Origin of the sequence: Streptomyces gobiensis (assembly GCF_021216675.1) — a bacterium.
GTDB lineage: Bacteria > Actinomycetota > Actinomycetes > Streptomycetales > Streptomycetaceae > Streptomyces > Streptomyces gobiensis.
Map to the genome: position 1 here is coordinate 1,842,501 of NZ_CP086120.1, position 16,598 is coordinate 1,859,098.

Here is a 16,598-nt window from a genome sequence, read left to right on the forward strand (position 1 = left end):
TTCCCATAAATCGTTCGGAGTGCTTCTCATGGCATCCTCTGGATACCGCTCGAAACGATGTAGATACTAACCGTTGCTACCGGGGTCTTCTGACCTCCACCACAACTGTTTAAATCTACCTCCCTGGGGCGCCCGTGTCAAAGGGCCCCCTGGGGCGAAGAGGAGACTAGCAGGTTCGGGCACGCCCGCGCACATCACGCGGCCGTGGGGACCTCAGCCGAACGGTCTCCGGCTTCGATGTCTCCCGTCTCCCCTACGAGTATCGCGCGTCGTCCCAGAACAAACACGTATGCCAGGAACACCAGCTCGGCGATCACGCCGATGGTGATGCGTGCCCAGGTGGGCAGGCCCGACGGGGTCACAAAGCCCTCGATCACGCCGGATACGAAGAGGACCGCGGCCAGGCCGATGGCCATGCCGATCGCCGCGCGGCCCTCTTGGGCCAGGGCGACGCGGCGGCTGCGTGGGCCTGGGTCGATCACGGTCCAGCCCAGGCGTAGCCCCGTACCGGCGGCGACGAAGACGGCGGTGAGCTCCAGCAGGCCGTGCGGCAGGATCAGGCCGAGGAAGACGTCGAGGCGTCCGGCTGAGGACATCAGGCCGATGCCGACTCCCAGGTTGGCCATATTGATGAAGAGGACCCACAGCACGGGGATGCCGAGGAAGACGCCGAAGATGAGGGCGATGGCCACAGCCTGTGCGTTGTTCGTCCAGACCTGAGCGGCGAAGGAGGCTGCCGGGTTGCTCGAGTAGTACGTCTCGTACTGCCCTCCTGGGCGGGTCATCTCACGGAGCTCGTGTGGGGCTCCGATGGCGGACTGGACCTCGGGGTGGGCGGCGATCCACCAGCCGATGAGTACGGCGACGAGCGTGGAGATGATCGCGGTCGGTACCCACCAATGACGGGTTCGGTAGACGGCTGCGGGGAAGCCGACCGTGAAGAACCGGGCAGCATCGCGCCAGGAGGAGCGGCGGGGGCTCGTTACCGCACTGCGGGCGCGGGCCACCAGGGTCGTCAGCCGCCCGGTGAGCACCGGATCCGGGGCGCTTGACTGGACCTGTGAGAGGTGGGTGGAGGTGCGTTGGTACAGAGCGACGAGTTCGTCCACCTCCGCGCCGGTGAGTCGGCGACGGCGGCGCAGCAGCTCCTCCAGGCGGTCCCACTCGGCGCGATGAGCGGTGACGAAGACGTCCAAGTCCATGGGGAGAGCCTGGCATACCGGCAGACTGTTCGTACGAGCTGAAAGGATGTGCCGGGTGAGTGAACTGGTGACGGGCGACGCGGTGGTGCTCGGGCTGCGGCCCGCGCGGCTGCCGAGCCGGGCGCTGGCCATATTCATCGACTTGGTGGTGCTGTGGGCCGTCTATCTGACGCTCACGCTGGTGCTGCTGACCGCAATGGCCGGGCTGGACGAGGCGGCTGGTGCCGCCGTGGCAGTCGCGCTGCTGGTGCTGGTGCTCATGGGCGGGCCGGTCGCGGTCGAGACCCTCACCCATGGCCGTTCACTGGGGAAAGTGGTGTGCGGGCTGCGGGTCGTACGGGAAGACGGCGGGCCCATTCGTTTCCGGCATGCGCTGGTGCGCGGCTTGATCGGCTTTGTGGAGATCCAGCTGACCATCGGAACGGTCGCCTGTATCGCGTCGCTGGTGTCCGCACGGGGGCGGCGGCTGGGTGATGTCTTCGCCGGGACGCTGGTCATACGCGAGCGGATTCCGGTGGGGCAACCGGTCGCGATGCCGCCACCGCCGCCCTGGCTGGCCGGATACTTCGGGGAGCTGGATCTGTCCCGGGTGCCGGATGGGCTGTGGCTGGCGGTGCGGCAGTACCTGATGCGGATGGGGCAGCTGGATCCGCAGGTGAGCTGGTCGCTGGCGGAGCGGCTGGCGGCCGATGTCGCCGCCTGCACGGGTACGCCTCCGCCGGAGGGGGTGCCCGCGGCGGGGTATCTGACCGGGGTGATGGCGGAGCGGCAGGCGCGGGACGCGCGGCGTGCGTTCGGGGCGGCGAGTGGCGGGGCCGAGGCCGCTGCCACGACGGGCGGAGCGGCGCCGGAGACCGTACGGGCGCCGCAGCCCCAGAGGCCTTCGGAGCCTCCCCAGGCTCCGGCTCCGGCTCCGGCTCCTCGGGATGAACGTCCGGCGGGCGGGTTCGTGCCGCCTGCGTGAGGGGCGTACCCGTCAGTCAGGCCGTCAGGCAGGCCGTCGGTCAGGTGAAGGTCGAGGGCGGGGATTCCAGGTCTTCCAGCTCGATGCCGGGGGCGGCGAGAACGACATCGCCCGCGATGTGCACGGTGTGCTGCTCACCGGTCTGCAAGTCGTTTACCTGGTAGCTGTCCACGGTCAACGGGCCATTGTCAGTGGTGTGTGCTTCGCTGTTCAGCAGTGCCCAGGACTGGTCGAGAGTGCGGGGGGCGAGCACGGGGGGTGTGAAGGCTACAAGGCGGACACGGATGGCGGGGGCGCCGGGGGCGGGGCGCAGCAGCCGGGCCGTGGCGATGAGAAAGGCGGGGGATGCGCCGGTGAACGCGTGAGCGGGGACGTTGCCCTCTTGGGCGAGTTCTCCACTGGGGTCGGTACGGACCCAGGTGACGCCCTCCAGGGCAGCGCCGCGGACCTGCCAGCTGGCGGCGTGAAGTTCGAGACGCAGCGGGCGGCCCAGTTCATCGAGGGTGAGATCGACGGAGCCCGCGTGGTCTCCGGAGGGGGTGGTGACCTGGGAGACATAGCGCCAGCCGGAGGGGCCGGTGGCGCAGTGAAAGTGCTCTTCACCGAGGGGGGTGTGGTCGTGCGGATCGTGGAGCGAGTAGCGGCCGCGGGGCATGGTGGGTCCTTGATACGACGGGCCCCCGCCCCGGGCATGCGGAGCGGGGGCCTGTTGCCGGCTGCTGGTGCGTGATCAGTAGCGGTAGTGGTCGGGCTTGTAGGGGCCTTCGACCGGGACGCCGATGTAGGCGGCCTGCTCCGGGCGGAGCGTGGTCAGCTTGGCACCCAGGGCGTCCAGGTGGAGGCGGGCGACCTTCTCATCCAGGTGCTTGGGCAGCACATAGACACCGGTCGGGTACTCCTCCTGCTTGGTGAACAGCTCGATCTGCGCGATCGTCTGGTTCGCGAAGGAGTTGGACATCACGAACGACGGGTGCCCCGTGGCGTTGCCCAGGTTCAGCAGACGGCCTTCGGAGAGCACGATGATCACCTTGCCGTCGGGGAAGGTCCAGGTGTGGACCTGCGGCTTGACCTCGTCCTTGACGATGCCGGGGACAGCAGCGAGACCGGCCATGTCGATCTCGTTATCGAAGTGCCCGATGTTCCCGATGATCGCCTGGTGCTTCATCTTGGCCATGTCCGAGGCCATGATGATGTCCTTGTTGCCGGTGGTGGTGATGAAGATGTCGGCACTGTCGACCACGTCGTCCAGGGTCGCTACCTGGTAGCCGTCCATGGCCGCCTGGAGGGCGCAGATCGGGTCGATCTCGGTGATGATCACTCGGGCGCCCTGGCCGCGCAGCGACTCCGCGCAGCCCTTGCCGACATCGCCGTAGCCGCAGACGACGGCGGTCTTGCCGCCGATCAGGACGTCGGTGGCGCGGTTGATGCCGTCGATGAGGGAGTGGCGGCAGCCGTACTTGTTGTCGAACTTCGACTTGGTCACGGCGTCGTTCACGTTGATCGCCGGGAAGAGCAGGGAGCCGTCCTGGTGCATCTCGTAGAGACGGTGGACGCCGGTGGTGGTCTCCTCGGTCACACCCCGGATCTCGGAGGCGAGCTGGGTCCACTTCTTCGGGTTCTCGGCGAGAGTGCGGTTGAGGAGTTCGAGGATGACGCGGTGCTCCTCGTTCTCGGCCGTGTCCACGGCAGGTGCCTCGCCCGCCTTTTCGTACTCCACACCCTTGTGGACCAGGAGGGTGGCGTCGCCGCCGTCGTCCAGGATCATGTTGGGGCCGCCGGTGGGGCTGTCCGGCCAGGTCAGCGCCTGCTCCGTGCACCACCAGTACTCCTCCAGGGTCTCGCCCTTCCAGGCGAAGACCGGAATGCCCTGGGGGCTGTCGGGGGTGCCACCGGGGCCGACCACGACGGCGGCCGCCGCGTGGTCCTGGGTGGAGAAGATGTTGCAGGAGGCCCAGCGGACCTCGGCGCCCAGCGCCGCCAGGGTCTCGATCAGCACCGCGGTCTGCACGGTCATATGCAGTGAACCGGTAACACGGGCACCGGCGAGCGGCTGAGTAGCTGCGTACTCCTTGCGGATCGCCATCAGGCCGGGCATCTCATGCTCGGCCAGGGTGATCTCTTTACGGCCAAAGGCGGCCAGGGAGAGGTCAGCGACCTTGAAGTCCTGGGCGGTGTCGGTCGTCGTCATGCGAGCTGCTCCTCGGTATCGATCGAGGGTGTACGGCTGACTGGCTGCGGCGGGGCATGCGGACGCACCGGTCCCCTGGCCGCACCGGAGTCCGTCGGAGGCCCTCTCTCCCTCGGTCACCCCGCGGTGCGGGGCGCCCGACCGCCATCAGCAGCGACGTCTGTGCGTTCCGAATCTACACTGTCGCTCTTGTCTGCTGGGTGGCGCGGTGAGGTGTAGCGGGGGTGGCTTCCCCGGCCCCGCCCCTTCCCGGAAACCGGGGCTTCGCCCCGGGGCCCCCGGGGGTGGCCGGTGCGGACGGTGGCCGGGTGTTGTGCCCACCCACAGCCCCTCGCGGGGCTGCGAGTGCCCACAACGGGGGGTTAGCGGGGGAGGTCTGGTTCTAGGTAGATGACTCGGGCGATGGGGACCGCTTTGCGGATGCGGGCTTCGGCTGCGTCGATCGCGCGGGTGACCTCCGCGACCGCGTCATCGCCCTGTACCGCGATCTTGGCGGCCACCAGCAGCTCCTCCGGGCCGAGGTGGAGCGTTCGCATATGGATGATGCCGGTGACGGTCTCACCGTCCACCATCGCGGTGCGGATCTTGTCCAGCTCGGCCGGGTCGGCGGACTCGCCCAGCAGCAGGGACTTCGTCTCGGCCGCCAGCACCAGCGCGATCAGGACCAGCAGCACACCGATGCAGACGGTGCCGATACCGTCCCAGACCCCGTTGCCGGTGAGCAGGGCCAGACAGACACCGCCCAGCGCAAGGATGAGACCGACCAGGGCGCCCAGGTCCTCCAGCAGAACGACAGGCAGCTCGGGCGCCTTCGCGCGGCGTACGAACTGCACCCAGCTGAGCGAGCCGCGTACCTGGTTGGACTCCTTGATGGCGGTACGGAAGGAGAAGATCTCGGCGATGATCGCGAAAACCAGCACGCCCACCGGCCAGTACCAGTGCTCGATCTCGTGCGGATGCTTGATCTTCTCGTAGCCCTCGTAGACCGCGAAGACACCGCCCATGCTGAACAGGACGATGGCGACGAGGAAGCTGTAGATATAGCGTTCCCGGCCGTAGCCGAAGGGGTGTTGCTCGCTCGCCTCCCGCTTCGCCTTCTTGCCGCCGAGCAGCAGCAGACCCTGGTTGCCCGAGTCGGCGAGGGAGTGCACGCCCTCGGCGAGCATCGCCGATGAACCGCTGAAGGCCCAGGCGACGAACTTCGCCACAGCGATGGCGAGGTTCGCCACAAGGGCGGCGATGATGGCCTTCGTACCGCCCGCTGCGCTCATCCCCGCGATATTCCTTCCGGCTGTATGGCCCTGTGCCCCTATGGCGCTATGACCCTGTGCCTGTATGGCCTTCGTACTTATACGGCCACCGTGGCGCGGAAGAGCATACCCTCCCCGGCGATCTCCACTTGCTCGCCAGCACGGATGTACGCCGACTGGCCACGGTCCAGCGCCAGTTCGGTGCCGTCCTCACCGTGCAGGGTGATGCTGCCCGCGGTGCAGAGGAGGATCTGGACCGAGGAAGGCGAGAGCGGGCGGGGCGGGGCGCCGGGGGCCAGGACATAGCGGGAGAGCCGGAATTCGTCGATGGGGGTGGCGTACAGCTCCTCACCGTCGGACTCCTCCTCGGGGCGCAGCACCCCCGGGTCGCCCGGGTCGAAGCGGACGATGCGCAGCAGCTCGGGGACATCCACATGCTTGGGGGTGAAGCCGCAGCGCAGCACATTGTCGGAGTTGGCCATGAGTTCGACACCGAGCCCGCCCAGATATGCGTGTGGGACTCCAGCGCCGAGGTAGAGCGCTTCGCCGGGTTGCAGCCGCACGTGGTTGAGCAGCAGCGCGGCGATGAAACCCGGGTCGCCCGGGTAGTGGTGGGCGGCTGCGGCGCAGGCGGTGTAGGCGGCGGCGTACGGACCGTTCTGGGCCCCCAGCCGCTCTGCAGCGGCCACCGCCTGGGTGACGGTCTCGGCGATCGCCTCGCGGTCCGCGGTGAGGACGGCGGTCAGCATCTCGCGCAGTGCGTCGTTCTCGGGGTGGGCGTGCAGCAGGTCGGCGTAGGGCTTGAGCCCGTCGATGTCCAGGGCGGCAAGCAGCTCGGCGGCCTCGTCGGCGCGGCGGAAGCCGCACAGGCCCTCGAAGGGGGTGAGGGCGCAGAGGAGTTCGGGTTTGTGGTTGGCGTCCTTGTAGTTGCGGTGTGGGGCGTCCACGGGGATGGCGCGGGACTCCTCGCCGGCGAAGCCCTCCTTCGCCTGGGTGAGGTCGGGATGCACCTGGAGGGAGAGCGGCGCACCCGCGGCGAGCACTTTGAACAGGAACGGCAGACGGGGCCCGAAGGCCCGTACGGACTCGGCGCCCAGCTCGCCTTCTGGGTCGGCCGCGATGACATCGGACAGCGGCTGGGGCCCCGTGCCCCGGTCAATGCGCGAGGGTGCGCTGGGGTGTGCGCCCATCCACAGTTCGGCCTGCGGCTCGCCGGTGGGCTCGTAGCCAAGCAGCTCGGGGATGGCTGTGGTGGAGCCCCAGGCGTAGGGGCGCACGGTGTTCGCGAGGCGGTCCATAGGAGGCGATCCTGACTGTGGTGCGTACGAGTGGTGCGTACGAAGGTCCCCTTGGCTTATTCGCTGGCGGTGAGCGTGAGGTAAACCGCGGCGAAATCGGTGGTGGCGATCAGCTCGGCGGCCGCCTCCACGGGGCTGCTGCCCTCGAGGGGCTCCAGCTCGCTGAGGGCGGTGTCATGCGCGTAGGCCAGGTCCCGGGCGGCTGTGGCGGCGGATGTACCGGCCGGAGCGCCCTCCCGGAGCAGCACGACGCGGGCCCGCATCTCGCCCTGTGGCTCCTCCACCCGGTCCCGGAAGAAATCGTCCGGGCTTCCCGCGCCCGCGAGAGCGCCGGTGAGCAGGGTCCCATGGGTGGTGAGCGCCTCCGGCAGTCCAGCGGCGAGGGCCGGGCGGCCCGCGAGGGCGGCAAGGGTGGTGGCGAAGTGCCGGGCGGCGGCGCCGGCGACGGGGCTCTCGCTCCACAGCAGGGGGAGCGCGTCGGCGAGTTCGGCGGCGAGGGTCTTGGCCGGGTTGGTGTAGAGGGCGACCGCCGGTCCGCAGCGTTCGGCGACCTGGTCAAGGCGGTCAGCGAGCGCCTGCAGGGCATCCGGCGGCGCATGGCTCAGGCCGAGCCGGTCGGTGAGGATCAGGAGGGGGGTGAGCAGGGCCCACAGGGTCCCGGGGGCGGCTGGCTGCACCGTGTGCTCGGCGAGCTCATACGGCGCTTCGGCGACCGGCACAGCCATGCCACGGGACTGGCCGACGGTCTCGGCCAGCGGGGCCTTCGCCGGGCTGACGGCGACCACGGTGCAGCCGCGCCGGTAGGCCTGCTCCACCAGGGTGGACAGGCCGGGCTCGGTGCCGTCCGGGGTGACGATCAGCAGCAGGTCGAGCGGGCCTGCCCAGCCGGGCAGCGCCCAGCGCAGCACGGCCGGTGCGGCGCTGGGGCCGGTGGCGTCGAGCAGTGTGACCGGGACGGCGCCGTTACTGAAGGCACCGAGCAGGTCGGCCGCGCAGCTGGCGACGGGGCCGGGACCGGCGACCAGGAGCGCGCGGGGGCGGCCGTCGGGGCGCAGCTCGGCCAGCCCGGCCTCATGGGCGTAGCGGCTGGCGGTACGGACCCGGGCACCGGCTTCCGCCGCGCCATGGAGCAGCCCATGGCGGTCGGCCCGGGCGAGGGCCTCGGGGTCGTCGAGTAGGGACTCGTCCAGCATGGCGTTACGCCCCTACTCCGTACGGCGGGCCTCATCGACGAGCAGGACAGGAATGCCGTCGCGGATGGGATACACGAGGCCGCAGCCGGGGCCGCCTGTGCAGACCAACTCGCCGCTGGGGCCGGTGCCGTCCGGGTCGGCCGGTGCGGACTCTTCCCGGAGGGGTGCGTGGCACGCCGGGCAGGCGAGGATCTCTAGGAGACCGGCTTCGAGCGGCATGGTGTCCCTCCGGGTTGCGACTCTGACGTGAACCAGCCTACGCGGGTGAGCAGGCTGCCGCCCGGCCATGCGTTGCCGGGTTCCCCCGTGGGTGGTTTTTTTCGCCTGCTACGGCGGGGCTACGGGGTCAGGCGCGGATGATGGCCAGAACCTCGTCGCGGATGTGGGCGGCGGTGGTCGCGTCTCGGGCTTCAACGTTGAGGCGCAGGAGTGGTTCCGTGTTGGACGCGCGGAGGTTGAACCACCAGTCGGCGGCGGTGACCGTCAGACCGTCCAGGTGGTCCAGCTCCAGGCCGTCGCGGCCCGCGTAGGCCGCCTCGACCGCCGCCGCGCGGTCGGCCTGGTCGGCGACCCTGCTGTTGATCTCGCCGGAGGAGGCGTAGCGGTCGTAGGAGGCGACCAGCTTTGACAGAGGCCCGTCCTGGCCGCCCAGGGTGGCGAGGACGTGCAGGGCGGCGAGCATGCCCGTATCCGCGTTCCAGAAGTCGCGGAAGTAGTAGTGCGCGGAGTGCTCGCCGCCGAAGATCGCGCCGGTGCGGGCCATTTCGTCCTTGATGAAGGAGTGGCCCACGCGGGTACGGACCGGGGTGCCGCCGTGTTCCCTGACGACCTCGGGAACCGACCAGGAGGTGATGCAGTTGTGGATGATCGTGCCGCTGCCGCCGTGCTTGGCCAGTTCGCGGGCGGCGACCAGGGCGGTGATCCCGGAGGGGGAGACGGGCTCACCGCGTTCGTCGACAACGAAGCAGCGGTCCGCGTCGCCGTCGAAGGCCAGCCCGATGTCGGCGCCGGTCTCCCGCACCCGCTGCTGCAGGTCCACGATGTTCGCCGGGTCGAGTGGGTTGGCCTCGTGGTTGGGGAAGGTGCCGTCCAGTTCGAAGTACATCGGGTCCAGCTCCAGCGGGAGCCCCGCGAAGACCGTGGGCACCGTGTGGCCGCCCATGCCGTTGCCCGCGTCGACGACGACCTTCAGTGGACGGATGGCGGTCAGATCGACCAGGGTGCGCAGATGGTCCGCGTAAGCGGTCAGGACGTCCTGCTGGGTGGTGGTGCCGGTGGTGGCGTCGGCCGGGAGACCGCTGTCGGCCCAGCGCTCGACCAGCGTACGGATCTCCGAGAGCCCGGTGTCCTGGCCGACCGGGGCGGCGCCCGCGCGGCACATCTTGATGCCGTTGTACTGGGCCGGGTTGTGGCTGGCGGTGAACATCGCGCCTGGCAGGCCGAGCTGGCCGCTGGCGAAGTAGAGCTGATCGGTGGAGCACAGGCCGATCTCGGTGACATCCGCACCGCGGGCGGCGGCGCCTCGGGCGAAGGCCCGGGTCAGGCCCGGTGAGGATGGCCGCATGTCATGGCCGACGACGATCGCCGACGCCTGCGTAACCTGCACAAACGCGGCGCCGAAGAGCTCAGCCAGGGACTCGTCCCACTGGTCCGGGACCTCTCCACGTACGTCGTACGCCTTCACGATCTGCGACAAGTCGGGCACAGCCCACCCCTCCTGAAGTCCGTCTCGGGGGCCAAATCTACCTGCCGGCAAGCCGCTCAGGAGTCAGGTGACCGGAGCACCCGGAGATGGCCGCGCCGCGCGACCTCTATGGGGCTGGTGTCGCGTCCGGGGGAGGGTGGCTTCGCGGCGGGCTCCGTACGGGGTGCCCGGGCGGCCTCCCGTACGGCGTCGGCGAGGGCTTCGAGGTCATCGCCACTGGGACCGCTGGGGCTGGAGTCAACGGCGAGCCGGACGACCTCCCAGCCGCGCGGGGCGGTCAGCCGCTCCGAGTGCTCGGAGCACAGGTCGTAGCAGTGGGGCTCGGCATAGGTGGCGAGCGGTCCGAGGACGGCGGTCGAGTCCGCGTAGACGTACGTCAGCGTCGCCACGGCGGGACGGCCGCACGCGGTGCGCGAACAGCGACGTACAGGGCTCACGACGTTGGACGGTACCGCACTCTTGAGCGGGCTGCGACGACTCTCCAGGACGTCACCCTGCCGTGTCGTCCTGGTTCGCCGGGAAAGCCTGTTCTGTGGAACCAGGACTGACCTGCACAAAGGAGCAGAACCATGGCTTCTCCCGGCGATGATCGTGGTCATCGGTCTGGCCAAATGACGTCATTCAAGGCCTGATCCACAGTCACCAGTTCGCCAGATCCGAACGAAACCGTGATGTGACTGATCATCCGGCGACATCCAGCCGTATGCCTGGCAGTAGCGTGGTGGTGTGGCGCGGACCGATACGCTCAGAAGTGATGAGCAACCCCGTACCGCCGCGCCGGCCCGATGCCCGGCCGCGCCATCGAGACCGCCATGGCCGCGGCATGCGCGGCCCTGTCGCGCCGCCTCAGGTCCCGCTCGCGATCAGCCGTGCCGAGTCGTTCGACGATCTGGTGCGCGACTCCGCGGACCGGCTGGAGCGCCAGTGGCCGCAGCTGTCCTCGGTGGACTTCGCGGTCCAGGAGGTGCCGCGGCAGGACTCCAAACCGGCGGGCGACGTGCATGGCTGGGACGGCGCCGGACACTCCGTACCACTCGGCCGTCTCATCCCCGCGCACGGTGACCGGCCGGACTGCGTGATCGTCTACCGCCGCCCCGTAGAGCTGCGCACCAGGAGCCGGGAAGAGCGCGCCCTCCTTGTCCATGAGGTGGTTGTCGAGCAGGTCGCCGAACTGCTCGGGCTCTCCCCCGAGTCGATCGATCCGCGCTACGGCCAGGAGTGACCGGAACGGTCACCGCCTGCCGCGCTCAGCCGTCGCCGAGAACCGAGAGGTCCTCAGCCGCCTTCGGCACCCTCACCATGCCCCCGTCGTCCGGCAGCGTCTGCACCGTGAACATCGGGATGCCCTTCTTCGCCGTCTCCAGCATTCTGGCCGCGTGCACGGGACCACCCGAGACCCATTCGACCGTCAGCGCGAAGGTCCCCTTGCCGCCCTCCGGACGCAGACCGTCGATCGCCGTTGTCGTGCCTGGTTTCAGGTCGTAGGTCTTGCTGACCGGCTTGCCGCCCTCGCTGCCCGCTGAGGCGGTGACCTTCGCCTTCGCCGCCTTGCCGGGCGCCACCAGGAACAGCGTGCTGCCCTTGGCCGAGCTGCCCGCGGCCGTGGTGCGCTCCTCGACCGGCGCGGTGGCCGGGATGAACGCCATCTCCTGTTTCGCTCCCTTGCCCCGCAGCACCCGTAGCCCCGCCACCACCGGTGCCTGTCCACTGCCCTCGGCCGGGCTCAGCAGCAGCGCGCCGGGCTCCCCCTTGGTGAGGTCATTGAGGTCTACGGCGGTGGCCATCCCGCTCTTGACATGCAGCGTCTCCCGGCCGGCCGGTGAGATCGAACCGGACGGCCCGGCGAACTTCACCGCCAGCTCGGCGTCCCGCTCACCCGGCGCGAAGGCCACCAGCCGCACTCCCGTCGCATCGGCCGGGATGCCGGGGAGTACGACGCTGCCGCTCGGGGCGGCGGACGCGGCGATCCAGTCGCCGCCGAGTTTTTCGTCGAGCGCCTGCACCTGCGCGCCGATCCGGCCGCTGCGGACCGCCACATGGAGCGTCACATTGGTGACCGGGTCCGCCGTCAGCGTGGAGAGCAGCACCGGCACCGTGGCCCCGCCGGGGATATTGATGCCCGAACCGCTCTCGGACTCCACCTTGCCGTCCTTGCCGTACAGCTGCAGGTCGACGGTGGCCGGGGCGTCATCGGGATTGGTCAGATGGATGTAGTCATGCCGGCCTTCGGCGGTGCTCACACCGGCGAACCAGAAGTCCGTATCGGGTGCCGAGCAGCCCACGCCGAGCATGCCGCGCCCGGTGCCCGCGGTGATGGCCGTGGTCTGCTGCACGGTCCAGCCGGGGGCGAGCGGGCCATCGGCCGAGCCGGTGAGCGCGGGGGCGTCGGTGCGCTTGGTCTCATGGACGACCGGTGTGCCGGGCGCCTTCAGCGGCAGCTCCGGCTTGGGCGCCTTCTCGTCCCCCTCGTTCTCCTTGTTGTCCTTGTGCTTGCCCCTGCCGCCGCCCTCCAGGGTGTGCCCGGCCGGGAACAGCCCGGCGCTGCCCTTGTTCCCGGACTCCCGCTGGACCTCGCCCTTCGGCGTATAAGCGGTGTACGTCGTCTCGCCCAGCTCGGAGGAGGACGGCTGCGGGCAGACCAGGGTGGACCGCTCCACCGGCAGCTGGGCCGCCGTGGCCGCAGCGCCCCCGGTGGGCTCCGTCGAAGGCGCGGTGAGCGTGGCGAACCCGGTGATGGCGCCGAGCGCGGTGACCACCGCGATCAGGGCGAGGGTGGTGCGGTTGAGGCTCACTGCTGGCTCCGGTTGTCGTACGTCGTGCCGTCCTGGGTGCCGTAGTCGCCGTAGTCGCCGTGGTTACCGTGGCTGCCGGTGTAGTCGCCGTGACCGCTGCCGTAGTCATACGGCCCGGCGTACTGCTGCGGCTGCTGGGGCTGCTGCTGGCTCTGCTGGGTGTCCCAGTCGCCGTACGGCTGCTCCGGCACATACGGCGGCTCCGGCGGCGGTGGCGGCTGCTCGCCCTGCCCCTGCCCGGGGCTCTGGGCGGTCTCCCCCGCCACTGCTCCCTCCTGCGCCTCCTGCGCCGCCCGCAGCCGACGTGCCCGGCGACCCTCGCCGGGCACCGGCTGGGCGGGTACGGTCGCCGGGGCCACCGTCTCCGGCAGATCGTCGTCGTGGTCCCGGCGGCGTCCGGGCAGCGCCAGAACGAGCACCACCAGCGCGAGGAAGCCCTGCGCCCAGATCCAGCCGGTGTGACTGACCGGGGTCTTGTACGTCACCTCAAGACGGCCGCTCTCCGGCAGCAGCTCAAAGCCCTGTGCCCAGCCGTCGACGGTGACAGGCTCGAGCTCCCGGCCGTTCAGCGTCGCCTGCCAGCCATCCGAGGCGGCGTCCGCGATCCGCAGGATCCGGTTCTGCGGCCCGACCGGGATCTCGGTACCCACCTCGACGGGACCGGCGGCGACGGGGACCGCGGGCACGCCCGGCGAGACGATGGTGACCCGGGCGATGGTCCCTTCCGTGTCCCCGCCGACCCGCCACAGCTCACCACCGGCCTGCTTGCTGAGCCGTTCGAGGCCCGGCGTGGCGTTGAGCACCCGGATCATCTCGCGGGGGGTTCCCTCGCGTACGAACACATAGCGCACGCCGTAACCACCGAGCTGGCTGGTCTGGTCGGCGCCGGAGCCCGCGACCAGATTGGCGACCACGCCACCCAGCCGGGTGTCCTCCCCGGCCGCCTGGGCCAGGTCGCCGTCGCCGAGCCGGGCACCTGAGCCGCGTACCAGGGCGTACAGCACCTCGGAGCCGGAACCGCCGTCGAGCACCAGGGTGCGGGGCTGGTCGCGGGTGCCGGCCTCCTCGGCGACGAACGCGGGCACCTGCACCGGGTCGCGCCGCTCCAGGGGGCCATGGGCGCCGCTGATCATCCAGCTCACGGCGGCGACGGCCGGCGCCAGCGCGGCGGCACCGGCGATCAGGACGGCGACCGGCTGCCGCCAGCCGAAGTTCTGGGCGGCGACCCGTCCCCGCGCCCCTTCGGCGCCCAGCACGGCGGCGCCGAGCAGTGCCAGGCCGTAGACGAGGGTGGCGGGCCCGGCCCAGCCGGAGCCGTTGGCCAGCGCCGCGAAGAGCAGCCCGGTCAGTGCCACGATCCAGGCGGACCGGATGGCGAGCTGCCGCTCGGGACGCAGCAGCGCGGCCAGTGCGGCCAGCACCAGAGCGATGAGCAGCAGGCCGCCGGTTGAGCCCGGACCGCCCGGAGTGAGGGCGAGCAGATCGAGTGCGGAGGCGGGGCCGCTCTCATAGGGCAGGCCCGCCTCGCGCAGGAAGCCGGACGGGCTGGTCAGCAGCGACAGCGACCAGGGCGCGAGCAGCACCATGGGCGTGCTCAGCAGTACGGCGGTGCGTACCGCGTAGGCGGATACGTAGGCGCTCTGGCGGATCCGCAGCACCAGCACGCCCACGGCGAGCACGGCGGCGATCGGCCAGACGATGGGGGTGAAGGCGGTGGTGATGGTGAGCAGCAGCGCGTAGGCCCATACGCCCCGCCAGCCCGGCTTGTACTTCCCGCCGGAGCGCAGTCCGGCGGCGACCACGGCCGCGCGGGCCATCAGCGGCAGCAGGATGGCGAGGACGGCGGTGCCGATCCGGCCGCTGGCCAGCGCACCGGTGATGGCGGGCAGGAAGGCGTAGGCCACGCTGCCCCAGGCGCGCAGCAGCCGGGAGGTGACCAGGGGCCGGGAGGCGAAGTAGGCGGAGAGCCCGGCCAGCGGCACCGAGCAGACGAGCAGCAGGGTGAGGGTGAGTCCGGTGCTGCCGAGGAACACGGCGGCGAAACCGGCGAGGATCCCCACATAGGGCGGCGCGGACTCGGTGCCGCCGATGCCGACGGGGTGCCAGATGTCGGCGTAACGGGACCACAGACCCGCGATGTCCGCGGGCGCGGGCAGCAGCGCGCCGCCCGCGAGGGCGCCGCCGCCCAGCAGAGCGCGGCAGGCGATCAGTGAGATGAGAAGCAGCAGCATGAAGAGCACCGGCGCGGGCTTGCGGGCGATCCGCTTCAGCCGGACGAACTGCTCGACCTCCAGATAGTCGGCGTCATCGCCGCCGGGCCCGGACTCCACGGCGCCATGCCGTCCGCCGGAGGCCAGATCGGGCTCCGAACGGCCGCCGAGGTTGCTGGCGACCTGTTCGACGGTGGCCCGTACGGTCGCGCCGGGGGGTGGGAAGAGCGATCGCAGCTCACCCGGGTCGACAGCGGGTTTGCCGCGCCGTCGGCGGGCGCTGAGGATCAGTCCCGGCCGCAGCAGGGTCCTGGAGAGCCCGGTGACCTCGTCGAGCGCCTGCCCCGGCACCTTGCCCACCAGATAGGCGAGGGTGCGCACCAAGGTGCCGAGGATCAGCCGCAACAGGACCCAGGGCAGTGCTCTGGCACGGGCGTTGGCCAGGAGCGTATAGACGGCACCCGCCTTGTCGACGCGGTGCGGGCCGACCACGGTACGGCCCGCGCAGTCGATGGGCCGCCGCTCTCGGGCGGCTGCCTCGGCGTGCCGGACGACGGCGCCGGGGGCGATGAGCACCTGATGCCCGGCGGCCTGGGCGCGCCAGCACAGATCAACGTCGTCACGCATCAGCGGCAGCCTGCGGTCGAAGCCGCCGAGCCGTTCGAAGACATCGCGCCGGATGAGCATTCCGGCGGTGGATACGGAGAGCACCTGCCGCACTTGGTCGTGCTGGCCCTGGTCCTGCTCACGGCGGTCCAGGCCGGTCCAGCGGCGGCCGCTGTTGGCGATGGAGACGCCGGCTTCGAGCAGCTGACGGGAGTTGTACCAGCTGCGCAGCTTGGGCCCGACGATCGCGACGGTACCGGCTGGGGTGCCGGCGTCGGCGACCCGCAGGAGTTCGAGGAGGGCGTCCGGCTCCGGGGCGCAGTCATCGTGCAGCAGCCAGAGCCAGTGAACCGGCTCGCCGTACGGCAGTTCCGGCATGTCGTACGCGTCGTCCCGCCAGGTCCGGCTGACCGGGTCCCAGCCGCTGGGCCGCTTGAGATACGGCAGCTGGTCCGGGGTGAGCACGGGCGCGGTACGGGCGGCCTCGTCCACGGCGGTGCCGAAGCCGGTACGGCGGGCGAGGTGCAGGACCCGGTCGGCGCCGAGGGACTCGCCGATGAGCCGGGCGGAGGCGTCGGCGCTGCCGGTGTCGGCGGCGATGACGTCCTGCACCGGGCGGATCTGGCCGACCAGCCCGGTCAGGGCGTCGGGGAGCCAGCGCTCGCCATCGTGGGAAACGAGCACGGCGGTAACGACGTGCTTCGGGAACTCGGGAGCGGCCTGCTCGTACTGGGCCGCCGAGTGGCTGTGCACGGACATCGAGCTACGGCCCCGGTCGGTGGGTTGCGGAGGACGCGGTGCGTCTCTTGGACGGTGCCCCACACTAATGGGGGCCGTGGGTGGGGTGCTGGGCCCGGGCGCAGGTTGCCGCCCGCCGACCGGATTCGGGTGATTTCCCCCGGCCCCCAGTGCGGCCCCTACGCGGCGCCGCCGCGCGGCGGGGCTCCGCCCCGGCTGCGGGGGTGACGTGGGTGGGTGTCCCCTTATCCCGCCCCTTCCCGGCTGTGCCGGTATGCGGCTCCGCCGCGTGGCGGGGCTCCGCCCGGGTGCCGGGGTGGGGTTTCCCCAATTCCCGCCCCTTCCCGTAACCGGGGGTTGCGCCCCGGACCCCGGGGTTGGCCCGGTACGGGCCGGTGGCCGGGCGTTGTGCCCACCCACAGCCCCTCGCGGGGCTGCGAGTGCCCACAACG

The 16,598-nt window shown here is 70.8% G+C and carries 13 protein-coding genes; 2 read left to right on the forward strand and 11 right to left on the reverse strand.

Translation table 11 applies throughout. The features are described 5' to 3' along the window. Nucleotides 1-194 precede the first annotated feature (194 nt). Nucleotides 195-1,202, reverse strand: coding sequence for a stage II sporulation protein M (locus test1122_RS08465; RefSeq protein WP_232268545.1), 1,008 nt, complete (start codon nt 1,200-1,202; stop codon nt 195-197). A 55-nt stretch (nt 1,203-1,257) separates the two neighbouring features. Between test1122_RS08465 and test1122_RS08470 the strand changes: the two genes are divergently transcribed. Beyond that, the gene (locus test1122_RS08470) at nt 1,258-2,166 is read left to right on the forward strand and encodes an RDD family protein (RefSeq protein ID WP_232268546.1); all 909 of its coding nucleotides are present in this window, start codon (nt 1,258-1,260) and stop codon (nt 2,164-2,166) included. Nucleotides 2,167-2,206: 40 nt separating this feature from the next. On the opposite strand, the gene test1122_RS08475 is transcribed toward test1122_RS08470, so the two are convergent. The 8 genes from test1122_RS08475 to test1122_RS08510 form a co-directional block, all read right to left on the reverse strand. After that, complete coding sequence (locus tag test1122_RS08475; protein ID WP_232268547.1) at nt 2,207-2,821, reverse strand: hypothetical protein; 615 nt, start codon at nt 2,819-2,821, stop codon at nt 2,207-2,209. Between the two features lie 75 nt (nt 2,822-2,896). After that, nucleotides 2,897-4,354: an adenosylhomocysteinase gene (gene ahcY, locus test1122_RS08480; protein ID WP_232268548.1), complete on the reverse strand. Its 1,458-nt coding sequence runs from the start codon at nt 4,352-4,354 to the stop codon at nt 2,897-2,899. 362 nt (nt 4,355-4,716) lie between these two features. Continuing rightward, nucleotides 4,717-5,625: a cation diffusion facilitator family transporter gene (locus test1122_RS08485; protein WP_232268549.1), complete on the reverse strand. Its 909-nt coding sequence runs from the start codon at nt 5,623-5,625 to the stop codon at nt 4,717-4,719. Between the two features lie 77 nt (nt 5,626-5,702). After that, nucleotides 5,703-6,902 carry a mannose-6-phosphate isomerase, class I gene (gene manA, locus test1122_RS08490; RefSeq protein ID WP_232268550.1) on the reverse strand — a complete coding sequence of 400 codons (1,200 nt, stop codon included), beginning with the start codon at nt 6,900-6,902 and terminating at the stop codon, nt 5,703-5,705. Between the two features lie 56 nt (nt 6,903-6,958). Then, nucleotides 6,959-8,095, reverse strand: coding sequence for an SIS domain-containing protein (locus tag test1122_RS08495; RefSeq protein WP_232268551.1), 1,137 nt, complete (start codon nt 8,093-8,095; stop codon nt 6,959-6,961). A 12-nt stretch (nt 8,096-8,107) separates the two neighbouring features. After that, nucleotides 8,108-8,314 (reverse strand): Trm112 family protein, encoded by a 207-nt coding sequence (locus test1122_RS08500; protein ID WP_232268552.1) that lies wholly within the window; start codon nt 8,312-8,314, stop codon nt 8,108-8,110. 127 nt (nt 8,315-8,441) lie between these two features. Further along, the gene (locus test1122_RS08505; protein ID WP_232268553.1) at nt 8,442-9,800 is read right to left on the reverse strand and encodes a phosphomannomutase/phosphoglucomutase; all 1,359 of its coding nucleotides are present in this window, start codon (nt 9,798-9,800) and stop codon (nt 8,442-8,444) included. 56 nt (nt 9,801-9,856) lie between these two features. After that, nucleotides 9,857-10,285, reverse strand: coding sequence for a DUF3499 domain-containing protein (locus tag test1122_RS08510; protein WP_232271824.1), 429 nt, complete (start codon nt 10,283-10,285; stop codon nt 9,857-9,859). A 269-nt stretch (nt 10,286-10,554) separates the two neighbouring features. On the opposite strand from test1122_RS08510, the gene test1122_RS08515 reads away from it, so the two are divergent. Continuing rightward, on the forward strand, nt 10,555-11,022 hold the full coding sequence (locus test1122_RS08515; protein ID WP_232268554.1) for a metallopeptidase family protein: 468 nt from the start codon (nt 10,555-10,557) through the stop codon (nt 11,020-11,022). Between the two features lie 25 nt (nt 11,023-11,047). On the opposite strand, the gene test1122_RS08520 is transcribed toward test1122_RS08515, so the two are convergent. Beyond that, complete coding sequence (locus test1122_RS08520; RefSeq protein WP_232268555.1) at nt 11,048-12,592, reverse strand: DUF5719 family protein; 1,545 nt, start codon at nt 12,590-12,592, stop codon at nt 11,048-11,050. After that, on the reverse strand, nt 12,589-16,167 hold the full coding sequence (locus tag test1122_RS08525) for a glycosyltransferase family 2 protein (protein WP_232268556.1): 3,579 nt from the start codon (nt 16,165-16,167) through the stop codon (nt 12,589-12,591). The genes test1122_RS08520 and test1122_RS08525 overlap by 4 nt, the downstream gene beginning before the upstream one ends. Nucleotides 16,168-16,598 lie beyond the last annotated feature (431 nt).

What these genes read in the sequence shown, in the direction of transcription:
- test1122_RS08465 (WP_232268545.1), bottom strand. Translation starts at nt 1,202, where the DNA reads ATGGACTTGGACGTCTTCGTCACCGCTCATCGCGCCGAGTGGGACCGC.
- test1122_RS08475 (WP_232268547.1), bottom strand. Translation starts at nt 2,821, where the DNA reads ATGCCCCGCGGCCGCTACTCGCTCCACGATCCGCACGACCACACCCCC.
- ahcY (WP_232268548.1), bottom strand. Translation starts at nt 4,354, where the DNA reads ATGACGACGACCGACACCGCCCAGGACTTCAAGGTCGCTGACCTCTCC.
- test1122_RS08485 (WP_232268549.1), bottom strand. Translation starts at nt 5,625, where the DNA reads ATGAGCGCAGCGGGCGGTACGAAGGCCATCATCGCCGCCCTTGTGGCG.
- manA (WP_232268550.1), bottom strand. Translation starts at nt 6,902, where the DNA reads ATGGACCGCCTCGCGAACACCGTGCGCCCCTACGCCTGGGGCTCCACC.
- test1122_RS08495 (WP_232268551.1), bottom strand. Translation starts at nt 8,095, where the DNA reads ATGCTGGACGAGTCCCTACTCGACGACCCCGAGGCCCTCGCCCGGGCC.
- test1122_RS08500 (WP_232268552.1), bottom strand. Translation starts at nt 8,314, where the DNA reads ATGCCGCTCGAAGCCGGTCTCCTAGAGATCCTCGCCTGCCCGGCGTGC.
- test1122_RS08515 (WP_232268554.1), top strand. Translation starts at nt 10,555, where the DNA reads ATGAGCAACCCCGTACCGCCGCGCCGGCCCGATGCCCGGCCGCGCCAT.
- test1122_RS08525 (WP_232268556.1), bottom strand. Translation starts at nt 16,167, where the DNA reads ATGTCCGTGCACAGCCACTCGGCGGCCCAGTACGAGCAGGCCGCTCCC.